This is a genomic window from Metapseudomonas otitidis, from assembly GCF_011397855.1.
GTDB lineage: Bacteria > Pseudomonadota > Gammaproteobacteria > Pseudomonadales > Pseudomonadaceae > Metapseudomonas > Metapseudomonas otitidis.
In genome coordinates this window covers 3,563,043-3,585,737 of record NZ_AP022642.1, presented here as the reverse complement: position 1 = coordinate 3,585,737, position 22,695 = coordinate 3,563,043, and the positions used below count along the sequence as shown (strand labels likewise).

Below are 22,695 nucleotides of genomic sequence, written 5' to 3'. Positions count from 1 at the left end.
GGCCGCCCGGTGCCGGGCGGCCCTGGTCACGGTTACTCGTCGCGGCCTTCGAGCATGGTGCGTCGCAGCATCACGTAGAGGGCGCCGGTGCCGCCGTGGCGCGGCAGGCAGGAGGTGAAGCCGAGCACCTGGGGATGCTGGCGCAGCCAGGTGTTGACGTGGCTCTTGATCAGCGGGCGCTTGCCATCCAGGCGTGCGGCCTTGCCATGGGTGATGCGCACGCAGCGGATTTCCAGCTTGGTAGCCTCGGCGAGGAAGTCCCAGAGCGTCTCGCGGGCCTTTTCCACGGTCATGCCGTGCAGGTCGAGGCTGCCCTCGAAGGCGATCTGGCCCTGCTTGAGCTTGCGCATCTGGCCTTCCTGGACGCCGTCGCGGGCCCAGTTCAGTTCATCCTCGGCACCCACATCGATCACGAAGAGGTCGGACAGGCCGTCCACCTTGGTGCTGGTGCCCGCCTGGGTGGCGTTCTGCCGGCGGCTGACGACCTGCTGGCGGTCGGCACGCGGTTTGCCGACATCCGCGCGGTCGTGCTGGATGCGTTTGACGCCACGCATCTGCTGGCTGAACAGGGAAAAATCGTCGTCTTGCATGAGGGCCTCCACAGCGGCTGCCCAGTTTACCCGCGAGGCGGGGCGACGTCAGTGGCGTTTCTTCATCAACCGGGGCGACAGGTCCAGGTTGCTGCGCCTGCGGAAGCGCCTCCGTGCATGGCGCCAGAGCCCAACGCCGAAGGCCAGCAGCAACAGGCCGCTGACCAGCAGGGTCAGCGCGGCGCCGGTGCTGTCGTTGAGCGGGCCCAGTGCCGGCGGACGGCCGAGCAGGGTGGCCGAGCCGGCCATCGCCAGGAGGATGCCCAGGGTGGCGATCAGTGCCGCACAGCCGGCCAGCAGCCGCCACCCCAGGTGCCGGGGCGCATGGGGGCGAAGGCGGCGGGCGTCGAATCCATCGGGTTGTCTCATCCGGTCTTCCTCGTCTTGATCGGGCGTATGACCGGAACCAGCGGGTGGGGTTCCTGCCATTCGCCCGATAGGAGAGGGCCGGCTTTGCGGTGAGGCGTTGCCTCAGGCGAGGGCGCGTGCGTTGGGTACGACGCTGGCGAAGTTGTCGGCGAGGGCGATGACCTCGACGCGGTGCATCTCGTCGGCGCTGATCACGCCGCCGTCAGGGGTGGGCAGGTCACGGGTGGCGCAGGCGGCGGCGACCAGGGTGCAGCGGTAGCCGTAGTCCTTGGCGGCGCGCACGGTGGTGCTGACGCTGGAATGGGTCATGAAGCCGCAGACGATCAGGTCCAGGTGGCCGATCTCCTGCAGGCGGTCGTGCAGGTCGGTGCCGGCGAAGGCGTTGGGCAGGCGCTTCTCGACGACCACCTCGCCAGGCAGCGGGGCGGCTTCGGGCATCTGTTGGCCACGTTCGCCCTGGGGGTCCAGCAGGCCACCCGGAACGCCCAGGTGCTTGACGTGTACGACGGGAGTGCCGGCTGCGCGAGCGGCGGCCAGCAGGGTCGCGATCTCCTCCAGTGCCGCGTCGAGGCCGGGCAGGGCCAGGACGCCGCTGCGGTACTCCTCCTGGACGTCGATGATGACCAGCGTGGCGTTGCTCAGGGTGGTCGGCGGGTAGCCCCGGCCGCTGAGTTGGAACATGGATTTGGGAGCAGACATGCGAATCTCCGGTACGACGTAGGCCGCTATTGTCCGCCGTGTGACGCGATAAGTGAACCATGTCGCGCAATCCTCTTGCGGGAACCTTCCCGCCCGGCGCACCATCGAAGCCCTTCGGATGGAGTCGAAGTCGCCGTGTGCAAGGAGTTGCCGCATGAATGGCCTGTCTGATCTTCCCCCTTCTTTCTGGTTGCTGTTCGCCTGCGCCGTGGCCATCGCCGTGTTGCGCGAATTGCGTCGTGAGCGCCGGGAAGACCCCTAGGTGCGTCGCAAGCCCTGAGCGGTCGGGTGTAGAATCCGCATCCCGTTCCAAGAGGTAGAGCGTCGTGTCCGAATCCCGCCTGCGCACCCTGCGCGACCACATCCGCTGGGCCGTTAGCCGTTTCCATGGGGAGAACCTGTTCTTCGGCCATGGCACCGACAACGCCTGGGATGAAGCCCGCCAGCTCGTCCTCGGCGCCCTGCACCTGCCCTACGAGATCGCCGACAGCTACCTGGACTGCAGCCTGGAGGACGACGAGCGCGAGCATGTCCAGGCCCTGCTGAAGCGCCGCATCCATGAGCGCGTACCGGCCGCCTACCTGCTGGGCGAGGCCTGGTTCTGCGGCCTGCCGTTCGTGGTCGACGAGCGCGTGCTGGTGCCTCGTTCGCCCATCGGCGAGCTGATCGAGCAGGGCTTCGAGCCCTGGCTGCCGAACATGCCGGCGCGCATCCTCGACCTCTGCACCGGCTCCGGCTGCATCGGCATTGCCGCCGCCCACGCCTTCCCCGAGGCAGAGGTGGTGCTGGCCGACCTGTCCTTCGACGCGCTGGAAGTGGCCAACCAGAACATCGAGCGCCACGAGCTGGAAGACCGCGTCTACACCGTCCAGGGCGACGGTTTCGACGGCCTGCCCGGCCAGCGCTTCGACCTGATCCTGTCCAATCCGCCCTACGTCGATGCGGAAGACTTCGCCGACATGCCCGAGGAGTACCACCACGAGCCGGCCATGGGCTTGGCCTGTGGCGACGATGGGCTGGACCTGGTGCGGCGCATGCTGGCCGAAGCCGCCGACCACCTGACCGAGCAGGGCACCCTGATCGTCGAGGTGGGCAACAGCCAGGTGCATGTGGAGGCGCTGTATCCGGAAGTGGACTTCACCTGGCTGGAGTTCGCTCGGGGCGGGCATGGCGTGTTCCTGCTCAGTGCCCGCCAGTGCCGTGAGCACCAGGACCTGTTCCGCGCCCGCCTGGCGGGCTGAAGAGGGCCTCGCCGCTCAGGGCACCTCTGAAAATCGGGGCGTGCCCGTCAGTGGGTGGCGATCCAGATCAGCAGGCCGGCCTGGAACACGGCGAAGACCACCAGGCAGGTGATGGTGAAGCGCAGGCCACTGTCGTCGCGCTTGAGTTCGGCGACGCGGTCCTCCAGCTTGCGGATCTGGATTTCCTGCTGGTGCAGGTTGTGGTCGGCCTGCTGCAGCATGTTGGCCGCGTCCAGCAGGCCGATGACCTGCACCTTCTCCTTGTTCCAGTCATCCAGCAGCTCGCTGACGCGACCGGCGCCGTAGTGGGCGTGCAGTTGCAGCGGGTCCTGGTAGGTGACTTCGAATCCCTGGGCCTTGAGCACGTGGTCACGGCGCTGGCGAATGTCTTCCGAGACGGCCAGCGTGTTCGGCAGTGCGCCGCCTTCGACCCGGTAGTGCGCCCACTGGTGTCGCGCCCAGTGGATGCCCCGGGCCAGCAGGAAGCGCCCAAGACCACGGTTCTGGGGCTCCAGCCGCAGGCCGTCGTCGGGGCCGAAGCGGACCTCCTTGCTGCGGTGGTCGGCCCAGACCTCCAGGCGGTTCTGTTCCTTGCGCATGAGTTGCCCCGGCAGGTGCAGGCTGAGCACCAGCAGGCTGTGGTCGGGGCTGTGTCGTTCCACTTCGCCCAGCTCGATGAAGCGCAGTGGCCGGGGCCCCGTGGCGGCGTCGGCAGGCAACGGCGCCAGCCTCAGCAGCAGGTGGTTCTCCGGCGCCAGGTCGGCCCAGGGATGCGGTGGTACCACCACGGGCGTGGGGTCCAGGGCCTCGGGGGGCTGGGTGTCGGTGTCGCTCATCGGGCTTTCCTGTTACGGGCGCGGTGTGATCCGGTTATCGGCCGCCAGGCGGCGGGCTGGAGGGCAGGGCGGCGATGAACGCCAGCAGATGCTGGCCCAGCTCGCGAGCCAGGGGCAGCTCGGCGGCATTATAGGAGCCCAGCTGCTCCTGGATACCGGCCGGCGTGATGCGCAGGATGTGGTTCATGCCGCCGATGACCGCCAGCTCGGCATCGGGCTTCGCGGCCTTCAGGGCCTCGGCATCGGCAACGCCGACCTGGATGTCGTGGCTGCCCTGCAGGATCAGTGCGGGGACTTTCACCGCCGCGAAGGCCTCGACCGGGTCGTGGGCCAGCAGCGAGATCAGGTAGGGCTGCACGCTGGGTCGGAACAGCACCATCAGCGGCGGCGGCACCTCGTCCACGGTCTGGCCGTTGCGCAGGGCTGCGAGGAACGCGGCGCTCCGTGCCAGGAGCGGAGGTGGCAGGCGTTGGCGCAGCTGTTCCACCAGCAATTGGTCGAATGGCTGGCCGCTGCCCGCGATCACCACCAGGGCTGCGGCCTCGGTACGTGGCGCGGCCAGGCTGGCGATCAGCGCCCCTTCGCTGTGTCCGATCAGGATCAGCCTGGAAAACCGGGGGTCGGCCCTGAGCTGGCGTGCCCAGGCGACGGCGTCGTCCACGTAGCCGTCCAGGCTCAGTTGGCGTTCGTCCGGCCCGGCGTCGTGGCTGGCGGCAATGCCGCGCTTGTCGAAGCGCAGGCTGGCGATGCCGTTGCGGGCCAGCAGCTCGGCGAGCTTCTTCAGGCTGTCGTTGCGCCCGCCCATGGGGTTGTTGCCGTTGCGGTCGGTGGGGCCAGAGCCGGCCACCAGCAACGCGACGGGGGCCGGCCCCTCGCCACCAGGCAGCAGCAGGGTGCCGTGGAGCACGCCGGTGCCGGTGTCCAGGTCCATGGGGCGCTGCAGCACGGTCTGGGCGGCGAAGCCGGTGGCGGGTGGGAGCAGGCTGCAGAGCAGCGGGGCAAGCAGGGTGTACAGCAGTCGGGGCATGGGGGAATCCGTGTGGGAGTGCCAGGCTTGGATGCCGGCACCGGCGCAAGGTTCGTGGGTGAACTGGTCGGGCGCCGCAGGTATACTCCTCGGCCTTTCTTCAAGGCCCATTTCAGCGGAGCACTGTGCATGTCCGGCAACACCTACGGCAAGCTGTTCACCGTCACCACGGCTGGCGAAAGCCACGGCCCGGCGCTGGTCGCCATCGTCGACGGCTGCCCGCCCGGGCTGGAGCTTTCCCTGGAGGACCTGCAGCGTGACCTCGACCGCCGCAAGCCGGGCACCAGCCGCCACACCACCCAGCGCCAGGAAGCCGACGAGGTGGAAATCCTCTCCGGCGTCTTCGAAGGCCGCACCACCGGCTGCTCCATCGGCCTGCTGATCCGCAACACCGACCAGAAGTCCAAGGACTACTCGGCGATCAAGGACCTGTTCCGCCCGGCCCACGCCGACTACACCTACCACCACAAGTACGGCGTCCGCGACTACCGCGGCGGCGGCCGTTCCTCGGCGCGCGAGACCGCCATGCGCGTCGCCGCCGGCGCCATCGCCAAGAAGTGGCTGGCCGGGCAGGGCATCCGCATCCGCGGCTACATGAGCCAGCTCGGCCCGATCGAGATCCCCTTCAAGACCTGGGACAGCGTCGAGCAGAACGCCTTCTTCAGCCCCGACCCGGACAAGGTGCCGGAGCTGGAGGCCTACATGGACCAGCTGCGCCGTGACCAGGATTCCGTCGGCGCCAAGATCACCGTCGTCGCCGAAGGCGTGCCGCCGGGCCTGGGCGAGCCGATCTTCGACCGCCTGGACGCGGAACTCGCCCACGCGCTGATGAGCATCAACGCGGTGAAGGGCGTGGAGATCGGCGCCGGCTTCGCGTGCGTCGCCCAGCGCGGCACCGAGCACCGCGACGAGCTGACCCCGGACGGCTTCCTCAGCAACAACGCCGGCGGCATCCTCGGTGGCATTTCCTCGGGCCAGCCGATCGTCGCCCACCTGGCGCTGAAACCCACCTCCAGCATCACCACGCCGGGCCGCTCCATCGACGTCGACGGCAACCCGGTGGACGTGATCACCAAGGGCCGTCACGACCCCTGCGTCGGCATCCGCGCCACGCCCATCGCCGAAGCCATGATGGCCATCGTGCTGATGGACCACCTGCTGCGCCATCGCGGGCAGAACGCCGATGTGCGCGTCACCACCCCGGTGCTCGGCCAGCTGTGACCGGCGGCGCGCTGCCGTACTGGCGGCTGTCCGGTTTCTACCTGTTCTACTTCGCCCTGCTGGGCGCCACGGCGCCCTTCCTCGGGCTCTACTTCGACCACCTGGGCTTCTCCGCCGCGCGCATCGGCGAGCTGGTGGCCATCCCCATGCTGATGCGCTGCGTGGCGCCCAACCTCTGGGGCTGGCTGGGCGACCGCAGCGGCCGGCGCCTGGCCATCGTGCGGCTGGGCGCGCTCTGCACCCTGTGCACCTTCGCGCTGATCTTCGTCGACAAGAGCTACGCCTGGCTGGCGATGATCATGGCCCTGCACGCCTTCTTCTGGCACGCGGTGCTGCCGCAGTTCGAGGTGATCACCCTGGCCCATCTCAGGGAGCAGGCCGCGCGCTACAGCCAGATCCGCCTGTGGGGCTCCATCGGCTTCATCCTCACCGTGGTCGGCCTGGGCAAGGCGTTCGAGGTGTTCAGCCTGGACGTCTACCCGGTGGCGCTGGTGGTCATCATGGCCGGCATCGTGCTCAGCAGCTGGTGGGTGCCCAATGCCACGCCGGTGGCCCGGGAGGGAGGCGCCAGCGGCGGCTTCCTCGACCAACTGCGGCAACCCGGCGTGCTGGCGTTCTACCTGTGCGTGGGGTTGATGCAGCTGTCCCACGGCCCGTACTACACCTTCCAGACCATCTACCTGGAAAGCCTCGGCTACCCGCGCGGCTTCATCGGCCAGCTGTGGGCGCTGGGCGTGGTGGCGGAGGTCTTGATGTTCCTGGTGATGGCGCGCATCCTCTCGCGCTTCCCGGTTCGCCAGGTGCTGGCCGCGAGCTTCCTGCTCGCGGCGTTGCGCTGGCTGCTGCTGGGGCATCTCGCCGACAACCTCGCGGTGCTGCTGTTCGCCCAGGTGCTCCATGCGGCGACCTTCGGCAGCTTCCATGCGGCGGCCATCCATTTCGTGCAACGCCAGTTCGGCCCACAGCAGCAAGGCCAGGGCCAGGCGCTCTACGCAGCACTCGCCGGCACCGGCGGCGCGCTCGGGGCCCTGTACTCCGGTTACAGCTGGAACAGCCTGGGCGCCTCCTGGACCTTCGTCATTGCCAGCCTGGCCGCCATGGCCGCTGCCGTTATCATTGCCACTCAATTGAAAGAGGAGCGGGCATGAACCGCGAAACACTTACCCGTGAAATCATCGAGGCCGGCCGCTTCCTCTACGGTCGCGGCTGGTCCCCGGCCACCAGCAGCAACTACTCGGCGCGGCTGTCGGCCGACCAGGCGCTGCTGACCGTCTCCGGCAAGCACAAGGGCCAGCTCGGCGAGGACGACGTGCTGGCCACCGACCTCGACGGCATCAGCCTGGAGCCGGGCAAGAAACCCTCCGCCGAGACCCTGCTGCACACCCAGCTGTACCGCTGGCAGCCCGGGATCGGCGCCGTGCTGCACACCCACTCGGTGAACGCCACCGTTCTCTCGCGGCTGACCCTGAGCGACTCGCTGGTGTTCGCCGACTACGAACTGCAGAAGGCCTTCAGCGGCGTGACCACCCATGAAAGCCAGGTGGAAGTGCCGATCTTCGACAACGACCAGGACATCGCCCGCCTGGCAGCCAAGGTCCAGCCCTGGCTGGACGCGCACCCCGAGTGCGTCGGCTACCTGATCCGTGGCCACGGCCTCTACACCTGGGGCCCGCGCATGAGCGACGCCCTGCGCCAGGTCGAAGCCTTCGAATTCCTGTTCGAGTGCGAGCTGAAGGTTCGCGCCCTGCAGGCCCGCTGACGCCACCCTCCGCCGAGGGAGCCTTGACCCAGACCGCCCGTGCGACCGGCCAGCAGAGCCGGAGCCGGCGACCAGGAGTACACCGATGAGCAGCCTTTCCGTTTACCACGAGTCCAGCCCCGACCTGCCGAACAAGGTGCTGACCCATGTCGACGACATCGCCTCCACCCTTGCGGCCGTGGGCGTGCGCTTCGAGCGCTGGCAGGCCAGCGCGCCGCTGACCCCGGGGGCGAGCCAGGACGAGGTGATCGCCGCCTACCGCCCGCAGATCGACGCGTTGATGAAGGAGCGCGGCTACGTGACGGTGGACGTGGTCAGCCTCGACCGCAGCCACCCGCAGAAGGCCGAGCTGCGTGCCAAGTTCCTCGACGAGCATCGCCATGCCGAGGACGAAGTGCGCTTCTTCGTCGCCGGACGCGGCCTGTTCACCCTGCACATCGATGACTACGTCTACGCCGTGCGGTGCGAGAAGAACGACCTGATCTCGGTGCCTGCCGGCACCCGCCACTGGTTCGACATGGGCGAGGAGCCGCACTTCGTCGCCATCCGCCTGTTCAACAACCCCGAGGGCTGGGTGGCCCAGTTCACCGGGGACGACATCGCCAGGCGCTTTCCGCAGTTGGAGGATTGAGGCCGTAGGCGGGGCAGGGAGCGTGGTGGGCTGAAGCCCACCCTATGCCCACCTGGTACACCCGCCCGGTACGTCTGTCTGCGCCCATCCAGCCCTGCGATTGCGCCGGGTCCTGTGAATATCGAAATACCGGAGTCCGCATGCCCATCAAGGCCATCCTCACCGACATCGAAGGCACCACCAGTGCCGTGAGCTTCGTCTTCGACGTGCTGTTCCCCTATGCCGCCCGCCACCTGCCGGGCTTCGTCAGCGAGCACGCCGCCGAGCCGGTCGTGGCGGAGCAGGTGGAAGCGGTGCGTCGCGAGAGCGGCGAGCCCGAGGCCAGCGTCGAGCGTGTGGTGGCGATCCTGCTGGAATGGATTGCCAAGGACCGCAAGGCCACCCCGCTCAAGGCGCTGCAAGGCATGGTCTGGGAGCAGGGCTACCGAGCCGGACAGCTCAAGGGCCATGTCTACCCGGATGCTGTCGAGGCGCTGCGCCGCTGGCACGTCGAGGGCTATCGGCTGTACGTCTACTCCTCGGGCTCGATCCAGGCGCAGAAGCTGATCTTCGGCTGTTCCGAGGCGGGTGACCTGAGCCCGCTGTTCTCCGGCTACTTCGACACCACCAGCGGCCCCAAGCGGGAGGCCGGGTCCTACCGCCGTATCGTCGAGGCCATCGGGCTGCCGGCGGAGGAGGTGCTGTTCCTCTCCGACGTGGTGCAGGAACTGGACGCGGCGCGCGAAGCCGGCCTGCCCACCATCGGCCTGGCCCGCGAGGGCGGCGAGCTGGCCGGGCATCCGACCGTGGCCAGCTTTGCGGTGATCGACCCGGCACACACCTGAGTCGACCCTCTCGTCAGTAGTCCAGCCACACCGCGCGGTGGTCGGAGCCTTGCCAGGGCAGGGCGCCCACCGCCTTCACCGTGCGGTCGCTGCGCAGCAGGATCAGGTCCACGCCCAGCAGCCCCGGCCACCAGGTGGGGCGCACGCGCTGGGCGGTGAGGCGCAGGCCGGCATCGGCCAGGAAGTCCTGCAGGCGCGGCGAGAACGCTGTGCTGTTGAAGTCCCCCATCACCACCACTTCGCGACCTTCAAGGGCGATCTGTTCGGCCAGCTGGCGCAGGCTTTCGTCCCGGGCTGCTGCCAGTTCCGGCCCCAGGGGCGGCGGCGGGTGGATGCCGTAGAGCACGGTGCCGTCATCCAGCTCGGCGCGGATGTAGGGGTAGGCAGCCAGGCCGCGTGGCTCCAGCACCTGGCAGCGGCGCACCGGTTGGCGGGTGAACAGCGCCAGGCCGAACGGGCCGTCCTGGTAGCGGGCGCAGGCTTCCCGGGCCTTCAGCGGTGCCAGGCGTTCGCCCCAGGCGGGGGTGGCTTCGGTGAGGAACAGAGCATCGGCCGGCAGCGCGTTGAGCCAGGCGGCCTCGGCGTCGGCGCGGGGGTTGTCCAGGCGCAGGTTGTAGGCCATCACCCGGCGCTCCTGGCCGGTGCTGCCCGGCGCGTCGTGCGGCCAGGGGGTGAGGCCCCAGCCGATCACCCCGGCCCCCGCGAGAACAAACAGCAGCGACGAGGCATTGCGCGGGTTGGCAAAGGCCCCTACCAGCATCAGGCCGGCCTGCAGCGGGGCGAAATGGCTGAACAGCTCCAACACCCAGTGGAAGCGACCGAACTGGCCGAGCACGAGGGTGACCAGGCCAAGCCAGGCAAGCTGGTTGAGGTGGAAGCGCAGGGCCTTGAGCACGGAAACATCCTGATGGCGGCGGGTGGGAGATTGTAGGGCATCCGCCGATGGACGGAACCTTGCCCGCCGCCATCTGCCCAACCAGCTGTTCACCTGAGGCGGCAGGGGCGCGATGCCCTCGTCACAATCCTGTGCATGGGAGGGCGCCATGAGCGGAGCGGCAATTGCTTTCTACGGCGGGCTGGGCGCACTTTACCTGCTGCTGACGGCCTGGGCGCTGTACAACGTGGTGACCAGCAACGTACCGCGCCAGCTGCGCTGGCTGTGGGTGGCGCTGCTGGTGCTGTTCCCCGTGCTCGGGCTGTTCAACTGGGCCTGGATGGGCCCGCGCAGACGGCGCCCGGGCGCTGCCTGATCCGTCTTTCCCCCCAACAGGAGCGTTGTCATGGGTTCGCTGCTCAACAGCCTGGCCGGTCTGGTCATCCTGGCCCTGGATATCTGGGCCATCCTCAATGTCATCAAGAGCAATGCCGAGATCGGCATGAAGGTGCTGTGGATCCTGCTGATCGTGCTGCTGCCGGTGCTCGGCCTGATCATCTGGGCCATCGCCGGCCCCCGTGGCGATGTGCGCTTGTGAGCCGCGGGCTACGCGCCTGGGTGGGCGCCCTGCTGGCCCTGGGCTGCCTGGCGGCCCTGGCGGAACCCCAGGATGACGCCTGGGCAGCGCTGCGTAGCGGCCAGGCCGCCCTGTTGCTGCGCAATGCCAATGCGCCGGGCGCGGGCGATCCGGCGGGCTTCCAGCTGCAGGACTGCCGGACCCAGCGCAACCTCGATGCCCAGGGCCGGCGCGAGGCCCAGCAATGGGGCCAGCTGCTGCGCCGCCACTGGATCGAGGGGCCGCGCATCTATGCCGGGCGCTGGTGCCGCACCCAGGAAACGGCCCTGGAGCTGGGGCTCGGGGCGGTGGAGACCCTGGACGCGCTGGACTACTTCGACGGTGACCTGGCCGCTGCGAAGCGCTTGCGCCAGCGTGTCAGCCAACTGCCACGGGGCCTGCCGCTGGTGCTGGTGACCCACGGGGTGAACATCGGCGCGCTGGCCGGCATCACGCCGGTTCCGGGCGAGGCGGTGATCGTGGCGATGCCGATCGGCGAGCCGCCTCGGGTGCTGGCACGGGTGCCCGCGCCGCACTGAGTCAGATGAGTTGCAGCTGGTCCTGGGCCGGCTGCAGCAGGGCGCCTTCGAGACGCAGCAGGATGGCCTTGCGCTCCAGCCCGCCGGCAAAGCCGGTGAGGCTGCCGTCGCGGCCGATCACCCGGTGGCACGGAATGATGATGGCGATGGGGTTGGCGCCATTGGCGGCGCCAACGGCGCGCACGGCCCGGGGGCGGCCGATCTCCTGGGCGAGGGCGGCGTAGTGGGTGGTCTGGCCGTGGGGAATCGCCTGCAGGGCCCGCCACACGTCCTGCTGGAAGGGCGTGCCGCGTGGCGCCAGCTTCAGTTCGAAGCGCGTGCGCTTGCCGGCGAAGTAGGTGTCCAGCTGCCGGCAGGCTTCGTCCAGCTCGCGCGTGGCGGGCTGCCAGGTCGGGTCCAGTGTCCAGGGCGTGGCGCTGTCCATGTGCAGCATGCGCAGCCCTTCCTCGTCGCCGGCCAGCAGCAGGGTTCCGATGGGGCTGGGGTGGTGGCGGAAGTACACGTCAGGTCTCCGTTGCGTAGCTGTGCCAGAGGTACACGGCAGCGTAGGCGCGCCACGGTCGCCAGCGCTCGGCGCGTTCGGCGAGCTGGCGTGGGCTGATGCCGCCGGCACCCCAGAGGGGGGATTTGAGCAGGCCCAGGTCGGCCGTGGGGAAGGCATCCGCATCGCCGAAGGCCCGCAGGGCAATGTACTGGGCCGTCCATGGGCCGATGCCGGGTAGGGCGCAGAGCCGCGCCTGGAAGGCTTCGACGCCGTCCGCCAGGCTCAGTTCCAGCTCGCCCGATGCCACGGCGGCGGCCAGTCGGCGCAGGGTCTCGACCCGCTTGCCGGGCATGCCGATGCCGGGGAGGGCGTCTTCGGCGATGGCTGCCGGGGTGGGGAACAGGCGCAGGCCGTCGGGGCTTTCGGGCAGGGGCGTGCCCAGGCGCTCCACCAGGCGACCGGCGATGGTCACCGCGGCCTTCACCGTCACTTGCTGGCCGATGATGGTGCGCACCGCCTGTTCGAACGGGTCGAAGGCGACCGGCAGGCGCAGCCCGGTGTGTCGCTCCAGGAGCGGCTTCAGCACCTCGTCCTGCGCCAGGGTGGCGGCAACGGCGAGAGGGTCGCAGTCCAGGTCGAACATGCGCCGCACCCGCAGGGCAATGTCCGCCTGGGCCGCTGCGGCCTCGTGCGGCAGTTCCAGCAACAGGGCCTCGGGCGTGGGCGTGACGCGGAACCAGCTGTGCAGCTCACCCAGGCGGATGCTGCGGGTGTAGCCGTGTTCATCCACCCGTTCGACGCCGGGCAGGCGACGCAGGCTGAAGTGGGCATGGAACTGGTGCCAGTGCCAGGGCGGCTGGAACGGCAGTGCCTGGCGCAGGAGAGGGGCGGGTGTCTGCATGGCGCGACGATACCCGCTGAGGGCGGGGCCTGTCGCGGGAAAATCGGCCGTCGCCACGGTTCGACCTGGCACGGTGAGCGTCGTAGAATGCGCGCCTTTCTCCGGGCGGGCCGCTGTTCCGTCCTTCTGCAGCCACTACGGGAGACCGCTCATGAGCGATTACCAGGAAACTCTCTATGACGGCTACGGCCAGCGTTTTCGCATGGACAAGCTGCTTCACGAGGTCCGCACCGAGCACCAGCACCTGGTGATCTTCGAGAACGCGCGCATGGGCCGCGTGATGGCGCTGGACGGTGTGATCCAGACCACCGAAGCGGACGAGTTCATCTACCACGAGATGCTCACCCACGTGCCGATCCTGGCCCATGGCGCTGCCCGCCGCGTGCTGATCATCGGCGGTGGCGACGGCGGCATGCTGCGCGAGGTGCGCAAGCACAAGGCGGTCGAGAGCATCACCATGGTGGAGATCGACGGCACCGTGGTGGACATGTGCAAGGAGTTCCTGCCCAACCACTCCAAGGGCGCCTATGACGACCCGCGCCTGAACCTGGTGATCGACGACGGCATGCGCTTCGTGGCGACCACGGAGGAGAAGTTCGACGTGATCATCTCCGACTCCACCGATCCCATCGGGCCGGGCGAGGTGCTGTTCTCCGAGAACTTCTACCAGGCCTGCCGCCGCTGCCTGAACGATGGCGGCATCCTGGTGACCCAGAACGGCACGCCCTTCATGCAACTGGCCGAAGTGCAGACCACTGCGTCGCGCATGAACGGCCTGTTCGCCGACTGGCACTTCTACCAGGCGGCGGTGCCCACCTACATCGGCGGGGCCATGACCTTCGCCTGGGGCGCGACCCAGGGCGATACCCGCAAGGTCTCCCTGGAGGTGCTGCGCCAGCGCTTCGCCGGCAGCGGCATCGTGACCCGCTACTACAACCCCGAGGTTCACCTGGGCGCCTTCGCGCTGCCGCAGTACGTGTTGCAGGCCGTGGGCAAGCCCAGCAACGACTGAGGTACCCGGCCTCCTTTCCGGGGGCTGGCTGAATGAAAAAACCGCTGCCGGAGCGATTCGGCAGCGGTTTTTTCATGGCGGTGTGCTTCAGCCGAAGCGGTAGATGTCCATGCCCAGTGCACCGAGGGTGAAGCCGCTGTGGGCCAGGCTGAATGCGCCGCCGGCTCCGCGTGCGAAGTACAGCGGCAGCAGGTGCTCGTCGCTGGGGTGGCTGCGCACTGCATTGGGCGCCTGGGTGCGGTAGTGATGCAGGGCGTCTTCGTCATCGCGGGCCAGGCGCTCGACCATCCAGTCGCGGAAGGCTTGGGCCCAGTCGGAGCCGTGGTCGTCCTGCGCGTGCCAGTCCAGCTCCCGCAGGTTGTGGGTGATGCTGCCGGAGCCGATGAGCAGCACGCCGTGGTCGCGCAGGGCGGTCAGGGCACGGCCGACCCGGGTCTGGAAGGCCGGGCCGAGGCGACTGGGCAGGGACAGTTGCAGCACCGGGATGTCCGCTTCCGGGTACATCAGCGACAGTGGCACCCAGGCGCCATGGTCGAGGGGGCGATGGTCATCGATGGCGGCGTCCAGGCCGGCGGCCTTCAGCAGCCCCTGGACTTCGCGCGCCAGCTCGGGTGCGCCGGGGGCGGGGTACTGGACGGCGTAGAGCGCCGGCGGGAAGCCGTAGAAGTCGTGCCAGGTCTCGGGGTGGGCGGCGCCGGTCAGGCTCAGGCCCTGGCTCTCCCAGTGCGCGGACACCACCAGGATGGCGCGCGGGCGCGGCAGCTCGGCCGCCAGGCGGGCGAGGGCGGGGCCGCTGGCGCCGGGTTCCAGCGCGAGCATGGGGGAACCGTGGGAGATGAACAGGGTGGGTAGCATCCGGGGCGTCCTCCGTTAGGATGGGCGCCATGTTCTGCGCTGGACGTATCGACTTCCAGCATAAAATTCTGCGCGTATCTATCGAATCATCAGGAGGATCAGGTGGAAGAGTCATTCTGGCAGGCACGTTGGCACAGCGATCAGATCGGGTTCCATCTCGATGAGGTCAACCCCTGGCTGCTGCGGCATTGGCACGCCCTGGCGCTCCCTGCCGATGCGCAGGTGCTGGTGCCGCTCTGCGGCAAGAGCCTGGACCTGCTGTGGCTCGCTGACCAGGGCCATCGGGTGCTGGGCGTGGAGCTGGCAGAGAAGGCGGTGCTGGATTTCTTCGCCGAATGGGGCGTGGAGCCGGAGGTGAGCGAGGTCGGCGCGTTGCGCCGTTTCAGTTCGGGGCGGGTAGAGATCCTCCAGGGGGACTTCTTCGCCCTGACGCCCGAGGACACCCGGGATTGCGTGGCGCTGTATGACCGGGCAGCGATCATCGCCTTGCCGCCGGCCATGCGCGAAGCCTATGTCGCGCACCTCGCTCGCCTGCTGGCGCCGGGTTGCCGGGGGTTGATGGTGACCCTGGAGTACGAGCAGTCGCGGCTCGATGGCCCGCCGTTCTCGGTGCCGGAGGAGGAGGTGCGCGCGCGCCTGGAGCCGGATTGGTGCGTGGAGCTGCTGGAGCGGGAAGACGTGCTGGAGAGGAACTGGAAGTTCGCCTCGCGCGGCCTGGATGCCTTGCACGAGCCGGTGTTCCGCTTGCAGCGCAAGGGCTGAGGCTCGGCGATGGCGAATGAAAAAGGGCAGCCAGTGGCTGCCCTTTTCGTTGGCTTCGGTTGGATCAACCGCGGCGGCGCAGGGCCTCGATGCGGTCTTCCAGGGGCGGGTGGCTCATCAGCAGGCCGGCCAGGCCGTTCTTCAGGCCACCGTTGATGCCGAAGGCGGTCAGGCTGTCGGGCATCTGCACCGGTACGCCTTGCTCGGCGCGCAGGCGCTGCAGGGCGCCGATCATGGCGTTGGTGCCGGCCAGCTGTGCGCCGGCTTCGTCGGCGCGGTACTCACGTTTGCGCGAGAACCACATGACGATGATGCTGGCGAGGATGCCCAGGACCAGCTCGGCGAAGATGGTGGCGATGAAGTAGCCGATGCCATGGCCCTCTTCGTTCTTCAGGATCACCTTGTCGACGAAGTTGCCGAAGATGCGCGCGAAGAACATCACGAAGGTGTTCACCACGCCCTGGACCAGCGCCAGGGTCACCATGTCGCCGTTGGCCACGTGGCCGATCTCGTGGGCCAGTACCGCTTTCACCTCATCGGGCGAGAAGCGTTCCAGAAGGCCCTGGCTGACGGCGACGAGGGCGTCGTTGCGGTTCCAGCCGGTGGCGAAGGCGTTGGCTTCGTAGGCAGGGAAGATGCCCACCTCGGGCGTCTTGATGCCGGCCTGGCGGGACAGCTCCTCGACGGTCTGCAGCAGCCACTGCTCGTGGCGGGTACGGGGCTGGGTGATGATCTCGGTGCCGGTGCTCATCTTCGCCATCCACTTGGAGATGAACAGCGAGACCAGGGAGCCGGCGAAGCCGAACACGGCACAGAACACCAGCAGACTGCCGTAGTTCTGGCCGGTGAAGCGATCTACTCCCAGCAGCTTCAGCGTGATGCTGGCAATCACAAGGACTGCAAGGTTGGTGGCCAGGAACAACAGAATTCGCATCATGATTGGGACAGTCTCCTCACGGCGGGAAGCGGTTTGATATGCGGGGGTATATAAGGTTCGGGCGAGGGCGATTCAACCGAACCCTTATTTCAAACTGTGTCGCCTGCCGTGCCGTCGGGGCCGCTGAACAGCAGGCGTGACAGCCGCGCGATGCGTTCGCTGTTGCGGCTGGCCAGTGCTTCGCGCAGCTGATGGGCGAGGGTGCCGTGTACCCGGCGCACGCTCGGCGGCAGGGCGCCTTCGTCGCCGACCGCATGGGGAATGCTGCGTGACAGGCGCAGGAAGCCCTTCTCCGTGAGCACGGCCTGGTCCAGCGCTTCGTAGCGGATGGTGCTCTCGTAGCGGATGTAGCCTTCCTCGGCCAGCCAGATCAGGGCGCCCAGGCAGCCTTGGTGGCGTTTGCTGGGCAGGCCGAACTCGTCCGGCTCCTCGTGGCCGATCAGGTCCTCCACGTACAGCGCGGATTTGCGGGGGAAGGCGAGGTAGAGCGTCAGCATGCCGGCTGCGCAATCCTTGTAGAAGTCGTCGATCTGCAGGTCCATGGTCAGAGTGCTCGCGCCAGCAGCGCGTTGGGGAGCAGCGGCAGCAGGCGGCCGATCAACGCCCAGGGCCAGCCGGGCACGTAGGCGCGGCGGGTCTGGCGCTCGATGTGCTGGGCGATCAGCCGGGCGCCGCGCTCCACGTCGATGAGGAAGGGTCGCGGCCCTGCTCCCTGATTGATGGGGGTGTCGATGTAGCCGGGCAGCAGCAGGGTGGTGCGCAGGGGGCTGCGGTACAGCTCCAGTTCGAGGGCTTCCATGTAGCTGATCAGCCCGGCCTTGCTCGCCGAATAGCCTGCGGTCGCCGGCAGGCCGCGCTTGCCGGCAACCGAGGCCACGGCCACCAGGTGGCCATGGCCTTGCTCGCGGAACAGCTGGGCGGCGGCGTCGAGGCAGGCGATGGTGCCGATCAGGTTGGTCTCCAGGGTCTGCTGGAAGCGCTCGAAACGGCCCGTGCCGACCTTGCCCGCCAGGCCGATGCCGGCGTTGGCGATGAGCCCGTCGAGCCCGCCCAGGGCGTTTTTCGCCAGGCCCACGGCGTCCTGGCAGGCGGCGTAGTCGGTGACGTCGAGGGGCAGCACGGCGATGTTCCGACCGTGGTGCGCGCGCAGCTCTTCGGCGAGTTGCTGGAGGGTTTCCTCCCGGCGTGCCGCCAGGGCCAGGTCATGTCCCCGTGCAGCCAGCTCGCGGGCCAGGGCCATGCCGATGCCGGAACTGGCGCCGGTGAGCAGGTAGCGGCGGGGCTGGCCCATGGCGGTGCTCCTTTTACTGGCGGTAGGTCTTGAGGAAGTTGCCGATGCGGCCGATGGCCTGCTCCAGGTCGTCGACGCGGGGCAGGGTGACCACGCGGAAGTGGTCCGGCCACGGCCAGTTGAAGGCAGTGCCCTGGACGATCAGCAGCTTCTCGGAGAGCAGCAGGTCGAGCACGAATTTCTCGTCGTTGTGGATCGGGCAGACCTTCGGATCGATGCGCGGGAAGGCATAGAGCGCGCCCATGGGCTTGACGCAGCTGACGCCGGGGATGTCGTTGAGCAGTTCCCAGGCGCGGTTGCGCTGCTCCAGCAGGCGGCCGCCGGGCAGGACCAGGTCGTTGATGCTCTGGTAGCCGCCGAGTGCGGTCTGGATGGCGTGCTGGCTCGGCACGTTGGCGCACAGGCGCATGTTGGCCAGGATGTCGAGGCCTTCGATGTAGCTCTGGGCGCGGTGCTTGGGCCCGGAGATGGCGATCCAGCCGGAGCGGAAGCCGGCCACGCGGTAGGACTTGGACAGCCCGTTGAAGGTCAGGCAGAGCACGTCCGGCGCCAGGGAGGCGGTGGAGATGTGCTGGGCTTCGTCGTAGAGGATCTTGTCGTAGATCTCGTCGGAGAAGATCACCAGGTTGTGCTGGCGGGCCAGTTCGACGATCTCCAGCAGCAGCTCGCGGGAGTACACGGCGCCGGTGGGGTTGTTGGGGTTGATCAGCACCAGGGCCTTGGTGTTGGAGGTGATCTTCGCCTTCATGTCGGCGATGTCCGGGAACCAGCCGGCCTGCTCGTCGCACAGGTAGTGCACCGGCTTGCCGCCACCCAGCGCCACGGAGGCGGTCCAGAGCGGGTAGTCGGGGGCCGGGATCAGCACCTCGTCGCCATTGTTCAGCAGGGCCTGCAGGGCCATCACGATCAGCTCGGAGACGCCGTTGCCCAAGTAGATGTCCTCGATGCCGACGCCTTCCACCTGCTTCTGCTGGTAGTACTGCATGACGGCCTTGCGGGCACTGAACAGGCCCTTGGAGTCGCTGTAGCCCTGGGCGGTGGGGAGGTTGCGGATGACGTCCTGGAGGATTTCCTCCGGCGCTTCGAAGCCGAAGGGTGCCGGGTTGCCGATGTTCAGCTTGAGGATGCGGTGGCCTTCCTCTTCCAGACGCTTGGCGTGCTTGAGCACCGGCCCGCGAATGTCGTAGCAGACGTTGGCGAGCTTGTTGGATTTGCTGAACTGCATGGTTCTGAGGGTCCCGAATGTGTTGATGCGCCGGGGGCGGCCGCTGGGGCAGTGGAAGGGGCGGATACCTTGGCAGCAGGCAGCGCCGCTGCCAGACTGGCGCCCGAAGGCACGCATGATACGTGCGGCCCGATGGCCGGAAAAGGTACGGGTCGGGCTTTTTTCCGCAACGAGGTGACCCTATGGAAAAGCTGGACAAACCCCTTGAAGCCTGGCGCGAAGAGCTGACCGACGCGCAGTTCCACGTCTGCCGCCTGGGGGGTACCGAACGGCCCTTCACCGGCGAATACAACGGCACCAAGACACCCGGCATCTACCATTGCGCCTGCTGCGGTGCGGCGCTGTTCGATTCCGATGCCAAGTACGACTCCGGCAGCGGCTGGCCCAGCTACTTCCAGCCGGTGGACGACCAGGCCATCGCCGAGCTGGAGGACTTCAGCCACGGCATGCACCGCGTTGAGGTGCGCTGTGCCCGTTGCGAGGCCCACCTGGGGCATGTCTTCCCCGATGGACCCAGGCCGACCGGCCTGCGCTACTGCATCAATTCCGTGGCGCTGAAGCTCGTACCTCGGGACTGAATGCCAAAGCCCGCCGCCGGCGGGCTTTATTTTTGCCCAATTGAATTGCATGCAATTTACTTGGGCGCTATTTTTGTCGCGGCTTTCCCTTCCCGACCTTCATTAACTGAGGCACGCACCATGAGCGATCGGCTTCTCGACATTCCCGTCACCACCATCAAGGGCGAACAGAAGACCCTGGCGGACTTCGGCGGCAAGGCGCTGCTGGTGGTCAACACCGCCAGCAAGTGCGGCTTCACCCCCCAGTACAAGGGGCTGGAGGCGATCTGGCAGCAATACCGCGACAAGGGCCTAGTGGTGCTGGGCTTCCCCTGCAACCAGTTCGGCAAGCAGGAGCCAGGTGACGAAGGGGCGATCTCGGAGTTCTGCGAGCTGAACTTCGGCGTGACCTTCCCGCTCTTCCGCAAGATCGAGGTGAACGGCGCGGGAGCCCACCCGCTCTACGTCGCGCTGAAGAAGCGGGCGCCGGGCCTGCTAGGCAGCCAGGGTATCAAGTGGAACTTCACCAAGTTCCTGATCGACGGCGAGGGTCGTGAGGTCAAGCGTTTCGCGCCCACCACCAAGCCCGAGGAACTCACCGCCGAGATCGAAGCGCTGCTGAAATGAAGCCGTTGCCGTCACCGCCCGAGGCGGACCTGCTGCTGGAGAACCAGCTCTGCTTCAAGCTCTATGCCGCCTCCCGCCTGGTGATTCGGGGCTACCGGCCGTTGCTGGAACGCCTGGGGCTGACCTACCCGCAGTACCTGGCGATGCTGGTGCTCTGGGAGTGGCAGGCACGGCCGCCCGAGCAGCCCACGGTGAAGGCCCTGGGAGAGCGGCTGATGCTGGATTCCGGCACCCTGACGCCCTTGCTCAAGCGCCTGGAGCAGCTGGGTCATGTGCAGCGGCGCCGGGCGGCCCAGGACGAGCGTGAGGTGCACCTGGCGCTCACCCCCTCGGGGCTGGCCCTGCGTGACGAGACGGCGGCGCTGCGCGCGCAACTGATCTGCGACAGCGGGCTGGACCTGGACGAGATGGTCGAGCTGCGCGCGCGGCTCTCCGAGCTGCTGGAACGCTTCAGCGGGTTGGCTGGGTAGCCGGCAGCCAGTTGTCCAGCAGGGTCACCAGGTCTTCCCGGCGGAACGGCTTGGCCAGGTAGTCGTCCATGCCGGCGGCGCGGCAGCGTTCGCGCTCGTCCGGCAGGGCGTTGGCCGTCAGCGCGACGATGGGCAGGCCGGGCCACTGGCCGCTCTGGCGAATGCGCCGGGTGGCTTCGTAGCCGTCCATGATCGGCATGTTGCAGTCCATCAGCACCAACTCCACCGGCTCCCTCGCCAGCACTTCCAGCGCTTCGCCGCCGTGGCTGGCCACCAGCACCTCGCAGCCGAGCTTGCTGAGCATGCCCTTGGCTACCAGCTGGTTCACCGCGTTGTCTTCCACCAGCAGCACGCGCGCGGAGTGGTGCGGGCGCGGCCGTTGCTCGCTGCTGGGCTGGGCGGTGTGCTCGTGGGGGTGCAGGCTGCGATGCAGGGCCTGGTAGAGGGTGGAGCGCGAGATCGGACGGGCCAGCTGCTGCAGCGGGGCCAGCGGCGCGGCGCGCTCGGCGGGCAGGAAGCTGCCGTAGCCGGTGACCAGCAGGATCGGTGTCGGACCGGCCTCGCGCAGGCGGGGCAACTGCTCGGGGGCGTCGGTGATCACCTGGTCCCACGGGCCGTCGTCCAGGGAAGCGTCGGTGTTGCGTCGCTCATAGTGGATGCCCCAGATCGGCAGCCAGACCTTGAGCAGGTCCGACAGGCCGCTGCCGGCAGAGCACAGGGCCAGGACGCGTCCCTTGAGGGGCGGCGGCAGCATGGCGGGGGTGTCCGTGAACAGGGGCAGTTCTGCGCTGAACTGGCTGCCGAGGCCTTCTTCGGAATGCACCTGGAGGCGGCCCTCCATGGCTTCGCAGAGGCGACGGGTGAGCGCCAGCCCGAGGCCGGTGCCACCGAATTGCCGGGCGATCCCCGCGCCGCCCTGGGCGAAGGGCTGGAACAGTTTCGGCAGGGCTTCGGCGGAGATGCCGATGCCGGTGTCCCGCACGCTGATCACCACACCCTGGTCGCCAGCCGGCGTGACCCGCAGGTCCACCCGGCCGACACGGGTGAACTTGAGGGCGTTGGAGAGCAGGTTGCTGACGATCTGCCGCACCCGCGTCGGGTCGCCCATCACCAGGGAGGGCAGGCGCGGGTCCACCAGGCAGCTCAGCTCCACGCCGGGCGCGGCGTTCTGCGAGAGCAGGCTGGCGGTGTCCTCCACCAGCACGCCGAGGTCGAAGGGGATGGCCTCCAGCTCCAGCTGGCCGGCCTCGAACTTGGACAGGTCGAGGATGTCGTTGAGCAGCTCCACCAGTACGCTGCCGGAGTCGTGGGCGATGGTCAGCTGCTGGCGTTGCTCGGGGCTCAGGGGGCCGTCGAGGGTGAGCGAGAGCATGCCCAGCAGGCCGTTGAGCGGGGTGCGGATCTCGTGGCTCATGTTGGCCAGGAAGGCGGCGCGGGCCTGGGCGGTCTCCAGGGCACTGGCGCGGGCCATTTCCAGCTCGGCGTTGGACTGGCTGAGGCGGCGGTTGGTGGCCTTCAGCTCGGCGGTGCGGGCCGAGACGATGTTCTCCAGTTCGGCCAGGTACTGCGTGAGGCGGTCCTCCGCGTCCCGGCGCTGGCCCATCTCGGCCATCAGGCTGGCCAACTGGCGGTTGATCACATCCACCAGCACACCGATCTCGTCATGCTCGTGGCCAGGCGGGTAGGGCAGGCGGTTCTCGCCGGGGGAACGGGTATCCCGCTCGCTGAGCCCACGGATCAGCCCCACCAGGGGCTTGGTCAGCATGCTGTAGAACAGCACCAGCAGGATCAGCGACAGCAACAGGCTGCGCACGAAGCCGGACACCAGGGTCAGCATGGAGCGCCGCAGGAAGTGGTTGCCGAAGGCGAAGGTGTCCACCTCCAGGCGCAGCAGGCCCAGGGCTTCCTCGGGGGCGTGGGTGATGAACAGCGGGTCCTGGAATTCGCGGCGGGCGCCGAAGAGGAAGTCGCTGAACACCCGGTAGTCGCTGCGCGCAGCGGGGCGGCCGACGCTGGCCAGCACGGTGCCGCTGTTGTCGATGATCTCGGCGCGGATCACCGCTGGCGAGCGCAGCAGCCCGGCCACCAGCTCCTGGGCCAGTTCGGCGTCGATGTTGTAGGCGATGCGGGCAGCAGGGTTATGGCTGATTTCCAGCAGGGCGCGGATTTCCCGGTCCAGCGAGGCGTTCTCGCTGGCGTAGTCGATGCCGACCTGGATGATGCTGAGCAGTGTTCCGAGGATGAAGGCCACCAGCACGGTGAGGCTGGCCTGTTTGAACGACAGGCGTTGGGTCAGCGGGATATCCATTGGGGGTGATTCGGCCTTGTTCCGTGGGCTTGCCAAGCAT

Annotated in this window: 28 protein-coding genes; 14 read left to right on the top strand and 14 right to left on the bottom strand. The window is 68.2% G+C overall.

Features of this window, described 5'->3' with window-relative positions; all coding sequences use genetic code 11:
• Nucleotides 1-32: 32 nt before the first annotated feature.
• From PotMrB4_RS16300 to PotMrB4_RS16290, 3 genes are all read right to left on the bottom strand, one after another.
• Nucleotides 33-590, bottom strand: coding sequence for a Smr/MutS family protein (locus PotMrB4_RS16300; RefSeq protein ID WP_107330268.1), 558 nt, complete (start codon nucleotides 588-590; stop codon nucleotides 33-35).
• 48 nt (nucleotides 591-638) lie between these two features.
• A complete protein-coding gene (locus tag PotMrB4_RS16295; protein WP_044399776.1) occupies nucleotides 639-959 on the bottom strand; it encodes a hypothetical protein in 321 nt (106 codons plus the stop codon).
• Between the two features lie 102 nt (nucleotides 960-1,061).
• Nucleotides 1,062-1,658: a cysteine hydrolase family protein gene (locus PotMrB4_RS16290; RefSeq protein ID WP_044399773.1), complete on the bottom strand. Its 597-nt coding sequence runs from the start codon at nucleotides 1,656-1,658 to the stop codon at nucleotides 1,062-1,064.
• A gap of 326 nt (nucleotides 1,659-1,984) precedes the next feature.
• Here PotMrB4_RS16290 and prmB point away from each other — a divergent pair, with 326 nt between their 5' ends.
• Complete coding sequence (gene prmB / locus PotMrB4_RS16285; protein ID WP_044399770.1) at nucleotides 1,985-2,899, top strand: 50S ribosomal protein L3 N(5)-glutamine methyltransferase; 915 nt, start codon at nucleotides 1,985-1,987, stop codon at nucleotides 2,897-2,899.
• Between the two features lie 47 nt (nucleotides 2,900-2,946).
• Here prmB and PotMrB4_RS16280 read toward each other — a convergent pair whose 3' ends face one another.
• Together PotMrB4_RS16280 and PotMrB4_RS16275 are read right to left on the bottom strand one after the other, a co-directional pair.
• On the bottom strand, nucleotides 2,947-3,735 hold the full coding sequence (locus tag PotMrB4_RS16280) for a hypothetical protein (protein WP_172433922.1): 789 nt from the start codon (nucleotides 3,733-3,735) through the stop codon (nucleotides 2,947-2,949).
• 34 nt (nucleotides 3,736-3,769) lie between these two features.
• The gene (locus PotMrB4_RS16275; RefSeq protein ID WP_172433921.1) at nucleotides 3,770-4,762 is read right to left on the bottom strand and encodes an alpha/beta hydrolase; all 993 of its coding nucleotides are present in this window, start codon (nucleotides 4,760-4,762) and stop codon (nucleotides 3,770-3,772) included.
• 129 nt (nucleotides 4,763-4,891) lie between these two features.
• On the opposite strand from PotMrB4_RS16275, the gene aroC reads away from it, so the two are divergent.
• The 5 genes from aroC to mtnC all read left to right on the top strand — a co-directional run bounded on the left by aroC (nucleotide 4,892) and on the right by mtnC (nucleotide 9,197).
• A complete protein-coding gene (gene aroC / locus PotMrB4_RS16270; RefSeq protein ID WP_172433920.1) occupies nucleotides 4,892-5,983 on the top strand; it encodes a chorismate synthase in 1,092 nt (363 codons plus the stop codon).
• On the top strand, nucleotides 5,980-7,131 hold the full coding sequence (locus PotMrB4_RS16265; RefSeq protein ID WP_172433919.1) for an MFS transporter: 1,152 nt from the start codon (nucleotides 5,980-5,982) through the stop codon (nucleotides 7,129-7,131). Before aroC ends, PotMrB4_RS16265 begins: the two co-directional genes overlap by 4 nt.
• Nucleotides 7,128-7,742 (top strand): methylthioribulose 1-phosphate dehydratase, encoded by a 615-nt coding sequence (locus tag PotMrB4_RS16260; protein WP_069565757.1) that lies wholly within the window; start codon nucleotides 7,128-7,130, stop codon nucleotides 7,740-7,742. The genes PotMrB4_RS16265 and PotMrB4_RS16260 overlap by 4 nt, the downstream gene beginning before the upstream one ends.
• Before the next feature lie 85 nt (nucleotides 7,743-7,827).
• On the top strand, nucleotides 7,828-8,373 hold the full coding sequence (locus tag PotMrB4_RS16255) for a 1,2-dihydroxy-3-keto-5-methylthiopentene dioxygenase (RefSeq protein WP_044399754.1): 546 nt from the start codon (nucleotides 7,828-7,830) through the stop codon (nucleotides 8,371-8,373).
• Between the two features lie 140 nt (nucleotides 8,374-8,513).
• Nucleotides 8,514-9,197: an acireductone synthase gene (gene mtnC, locus PotMrB4_RS16250; protein ID WP_172433918.1), complete on the top strand. Its 684-nt coding sequence runs from the start codon at nucleotides 8,514-8,516 to the stop codon at nucleotides 9,195-9,197.
• Nucleotides 9,198-9,210: 13 nt separating this feature from the next.
• Here the strand turns inward: mtnC and PotMrB4_RS16245 are convergent, their stop codons facing one another.
• The gene (locus tag PotMrB4_RS16245; RefSeq protein ID WP_044399748.1) at nucleotides 9,211-10,092 is read right to left on the bottom strand and encodes an endonuclease/exonuclease/phosphatase family protein; all 882 of its coding nucleotides are present in this window, start codon (nucleotides 10,090-10,092) and stop codon (nucleotides 9,211-9,213) included.
• Nucleotides 10,093-10,240: 148 nt separating this feature from the next.
• On the opposite strand from PotMrB4_RS16245, the gene PotMrB4_RS16240 reads away from it, so the two are divergent.
• The 3 genes from PotMrB4_RS16240 to PotMrB4_RS16230 are packed head-to-tail and all read left to right on the top strand — an operon-like array spanning nucleotide 10,241 to nucleotide 11,226.
• Nucleotides 10,241-10,447 (top strand): PLDc N-terminal domain-containing protein, encoded by a 207-nt coding sequence (locus PotMrB4_RS16240; protein ID WP_044399745.1) that lies wholly within the window; start codon nucleotides 10,241-10,243, stop codon nucleotides 10,445-10,447.
• Between the two features lie 30 nt (nucleotides 10,448-10,477).
• Nucleotides 10,478-10,669, top strand: a complete 192-nt coding sequence (locus PotMrB4_RS16235) for a PLDc N-terminal domain-containing protein (protein ID WP_044399742.1) — start codon at nucleotides 10,478-10,480, stop codon at nucleotides 10,667-10,669.
• Nucleotides 10,666-11,226 (top strand): histidine phosphatase family protein, encoded by a 561-nt coding sequence (locus tag PotMrB4_RS16230; RefSeq protein ID WP_232060719.1) that lies wholly within the window; start codon nucleotides 10,666-10,668, stop codon nucleotides 11,224-11,226. The genes PotMrB4_RS16235 and PotMrB4_RS16230 overlap by 4 nt, the downstream gene beginning before the upstream one ends.
• Before the next feature lies 1 nt (nucleotide 11,227).
• Here the strand turns inward: PotMrB4_RS16230 and PotMrB4_RS16225 are convergent, their stop codons facing one another.
• Nucleotides 11,228-11,728, bottom strand: a complete 501-nt coding sequence (locus PotMrB4_RS16225; RefSeq protein WP_172433917.1) for a methylated-DNA--[protein]-cysteine S-methyltransferase — start codon at nucleotides 11,726-11,728, stop codon at nucleotides 11,228-11,230.
• Between the two features lies 1 nt (nucleotide 11,729).
• On the bottom strand, nucleotides 11,730-12,611 hold the full coding sequence (locus PotMrB4_RS16220) for a DNA-3-methyladenine glycosylase family protein (RefSeq protein ID WP_172433916.1): 882 nt from the start codon (nucleotides 12,609-12,611) through the stop codon (nucleotides 11,730-11,732).
• A 151-nt stretch (nucleotides 12,612-12,762) separates the two neighbouring features.
• Here PotMrB4_RS16220 and speE point away from each other — a divergent pair, with 151 nt between their 5' ends.
• Nucleotides 12,763-13,623: a polyamine aminopropyltransferase gene (gene speE, locus PotMrB4_RS16215; protein WP_044399733.1), complete on the top strand. Its 861-nt coding sequence runs from the start codon at nucleotides 12,763-12,765 to the stop codon at nucleotides 13,621-13,623.
• 87 nt (nucleotides 13,624-13,710) lie between these two features.
• Here the strand turns inward: speE and PotMrB4_RS16210 are convergent, their stop codons facing one another.
• Nucleotides 13,711-14,478: a DODA-type extradiol aromatic ring-opening family dioxygenase gene (locus PotMrB4_RS16210; RefSeq protein WP_172433915.1), complete on the bottom strand. Its 768-nt coding sequence runs from the start codon at nucleotides 14,476-14,478 to the stop codon at nucleotides 13,711-13,713.
• 102 nt (nucleotides 14,479-14,580) lie between these two features.
• On the opposite strand from PotMrB4_RS16210, the gene PotMrB4_RS16205 reads away from it, so the two are divergent.
• Nucleotides 14,581-15,240, top strand: a complete 660-nt coding sequence (locus PotMrB4_RS16205) for a thiopurine S-methyltransferase (RefSeq protein WP_172433914.1) — start codon at nucleotides 14,581-14,583, stop codon at nucleotides 15,238-15,240.
• A 64-nt stretch (nucleotides 15,241-15,304) separates the two neighbouring features.
• Here PotMrB4_RS16205 and htpX read toward each other — a convergent pair whose 3' ends face one another.
• The 4 genes from htpX to PotMrB4_RS16185 form a co-directional block, all read right to left on the bottom strand.
• A complete protein-coding gene (gene htpX, locus PotMrB4_RS16200; RefSeq protein WP_107330167.1) occupies nucleotides 15,305-16,177 on the bottom strand; it encodes a protease HtpX in 873 nt (290 codons plus the stop codon).
• A gap of 89 nt (nucleotides 16,178-16,266) precedes the next feature.
• Nucleotides 16,267-16,719 carry a hypothetical protein gene (locus PotMrB4_RS16195; protein WP_172433913.1) on the bottom strand — a complete coding sequence of 151 codons (453 nt, stop codon included), beginning with the start codon at nucleotides 16,717-16,719 and terminating at the stop codon, nucleotides 16,267-16,269.
• A 2-nt stretch (nucleotides 16,720-16,721) separates the two neighbouring features.
• Nucleotides 16,722-17,468, bottom strand: a complete 747-nt coding sequence (locus PotMrB4_RS16190) for an SDR family NAD(P)-dependent oxidoreductase (RefSeq protein WP_172433912.1) — start codon at nucleotides 17,466-17,468, stop codon at nucleotides 16,722-16,724.
• A 13-nt stretch (nucleotides 17,469-17,481) separates the two neighbouring features.
• Complete coding sequence (locus PotMrB4_RS16185) at nucleotides 17,482-18,693, bottom strand: pyridoxal phosphate-dependent aminotransferase (protein WP_044399719.1); 1,212 nt, start codon at nucleotides 18,691-18,693, stop codon at nucleotides 17,482-17,484.
• A 182-nt stretch (nucleotides 18,694-18,875) separates the two neighbouring features.
• Between PotMrB4_RS16185 and msrB the strand changes: the two genes are divergently transcribed.
• From msrB to PotMrB4_RS16170, 3 genes are all read left to right on the top strand, one after another.
• Nucleotides 18,876-19,271 (top strand): peptide-methionine (R)-S-oxide reductase MsrB, encoded by a 396-nt coding sequence (gene msrB / locus PotMrB4_RS16180; protein WP_069560472.1) that lies wholly within the window; start codon nucleotides 18,876-18,878, stop codon nucleotides 19,269-19,271.
• A 120-nt stretch (nucleotides 19,272-19,391) separates the two neighbouring features.
• Nucleotides 19,392-19,877, top strand: a complete 486-nt coding sequence (locus tag PotMrB4_RS16175) for a glutathione peroxidase (RefSeq protein WP_044399714.1) — start codon at nucleotides 19,392-19,394, stop codon at nucleotides 19,875-19,877.
• Complete coding sequence (locus PotMrB4_RS16170) at nucleotides 19,874-20,347, top strand: MarR family winged helix-turn-helix transcriptional regulator (RefSeq protein ID WP_044399711.1); 474 nt, start codon at nucleotides 19,874-19,876, stop codon at nucleotides 20,345-20,347. The genes PotMrB4_RS16175 and PotMrB4_RS16170 overlap by 4 nt, the downstream gene beginning before the upstream one ends.
• Here the strand turns inward: PotMrB4_RS16170 and PotMrB4_RS16165 are convergent.
• Nucleotides 20,328-22,655 (bottom strand): ATP-binding protein, encoded by a 2,328-nt coding sequence (locus PotMrB4_RS16165; RefSeq protein WP_044399708.1) that lies wholly within the window; start codon nucleotides 22,653-22,655, stop codon nucleotides 20,328-20,330. The two genes, PotMrB4_RS16170 and PotMrB4_RS16165, sit on opposite strands and share 20 nt — an antisense overlap.
• Nucleotides 22,656-22,695: the final 40 nt, after the last annotated feature.

Coding starts and splice junctions, on each gene's coding strand:
- PotMrB4_RS16240 (WP_044399745.1), top strand. CDS start 10,241: ATGAGCGGAGCGGCAATTGCTTTCTACGGCGGGCTGGGCGCACTTTAC.
- speE (WP_044399733.1), top strand. CDS start 12,763: ATGAGCGATTACCAGGAAACTCTCTATGACGGCTACGGCCAGCGTTTT.
- PotMrB4_RS16170 (WP_044399711.1), top strand. CDS start 19,874: ATGAAGCCGTTGCCGTCACCGCCCGAGGCGGACCTGCTGCTGGAGAAC.
- PotMrB4_RS16275 (WP_172433921.1), bottom strand. CDS start 4,762: ATGCCCCGACTGCTGTACACCCTGCTTGCCCCGCTGCTCTGCAGCCTG.
- msrB (WP_069560472.1), top strand. CDS start 18,876: ATGGAAAAGCTGGACAAACCCCTTGAAGCCTGGCGCGAAGAGCTGACC.
- mtnC (WP_172433918.1), top strand. CDS start 8,514: ATGCCCATCAAGGCCATCCTCACCGACATCGAAGGCACCACCAGTGCC.
- PotMrB4_RS16185 (WP_044399719.1), bottom strand. CDS start 18,693: ATGCAGTTCAGCAAATCCAACAAGCTCGCCAACGTCTGCTACGACATT.
- PotMrB4_RS16260 (WP_069565757.1), top strand. CDS start 7,128: ATGAACCGCGAAACACTTACCCGTGAAATCATCGAGGCCGGCCGCTTC.
- PotMrB4_RS16235 (WP_044399742.1), top strand. CDS start 10,478: ATGGGTTCGCTGCTCAACAGCCTGGCCGGTCTGGTCATCCTGGCCCTG.
- PotMrB4_RS16210 (WP_172433915.1), bottom strand. CDS start 14,478: ATGCTACCCACCCTGTTCATCTCCCACGGTTCCCCCATGCTCGCGCTG.
- PotMrB4_RS16295 (WP_044399776.1), bottom strand. CDS start 959: ATGAGACAACCCGATGGATTCGACGCCCGCCGCCTTCGCCCCCATGCG.
- PotMrB4_RS16190 (WP_172433912.1), bottom strand. CDS start 17,468: ATGGGCCAGCCCCGCCGCTACCTGCTCACCGGCGCCAGTTCCGGCATC.
- PotMrB4_RS16165 (WP_044399708.1), bottom strand. CDS start 22,655: ATGGATATCCCGCTGACCCAACGCCTGTCGTTCAAACAGGCCAGCCTC.
- PotMrB4_RS16290 (WP_044399773.1), bottom strand. CDS start 1,658: ATGTCTGCTCCCAAATCCATGTTCCAACTCAGCGGCCGGGGCTACCCG.
- PotMrB4_RS16300 (WP_107330268.1), bottom strand. CDS start 590: ATGCAAGACGACGATTTTTCCCTGTTCAGCCAGCAGATGCGTGGCGTC.
- htpX (WP_107330167.1), bottom strand. CDS start 16,177: ATGATGCGAATTCTGTTGTTCCTGGCCACCAACCTTGCAGTCCTTGTG.
- PotMrB4_RS16175 (WP_044399714.1), top strand. CDS start 19,392: ATGAGCGATCGGCTTCTCGACATTCCCGTCACCACCATCAAGGGCGAA.
- PotMrB4_RS16280 (WP_172433922.1), bottom strand. CDS start 3,735: ATGAGCGACACCGACACCCAGCCCCCCGAGGCCCTGGACCCCACGCCC.
- PotMrB4_RS16220 (WP_172433916.1), bottom strand. CDS start 12,611: ATGCAGACACCCGCCCCTCTCCTGCGCCAGGCACTGCCGTTCCAGCCG.
- PotMrB4_RS16195 (WP_172433913.1), bottom strand. CDS start 16,719: ATGGACCTGCAGATCGACGACTTCTACAAGGATTGCGCAGCCGGCATG.
- PotMrB4_RS16255 (WP_044399754.1), top strand. CDS start 7,828: ATGAGCAGCCTTTCCGTTTACCACGAGTCCAGCCCCGACCTGCCGAAC.
- aroC (WP_172433920.1), top strand. CDS start 4,892: ATGTCCGGCAACACCTACGGCAAGCTGTTCACCGTCACCACGGCTGGC.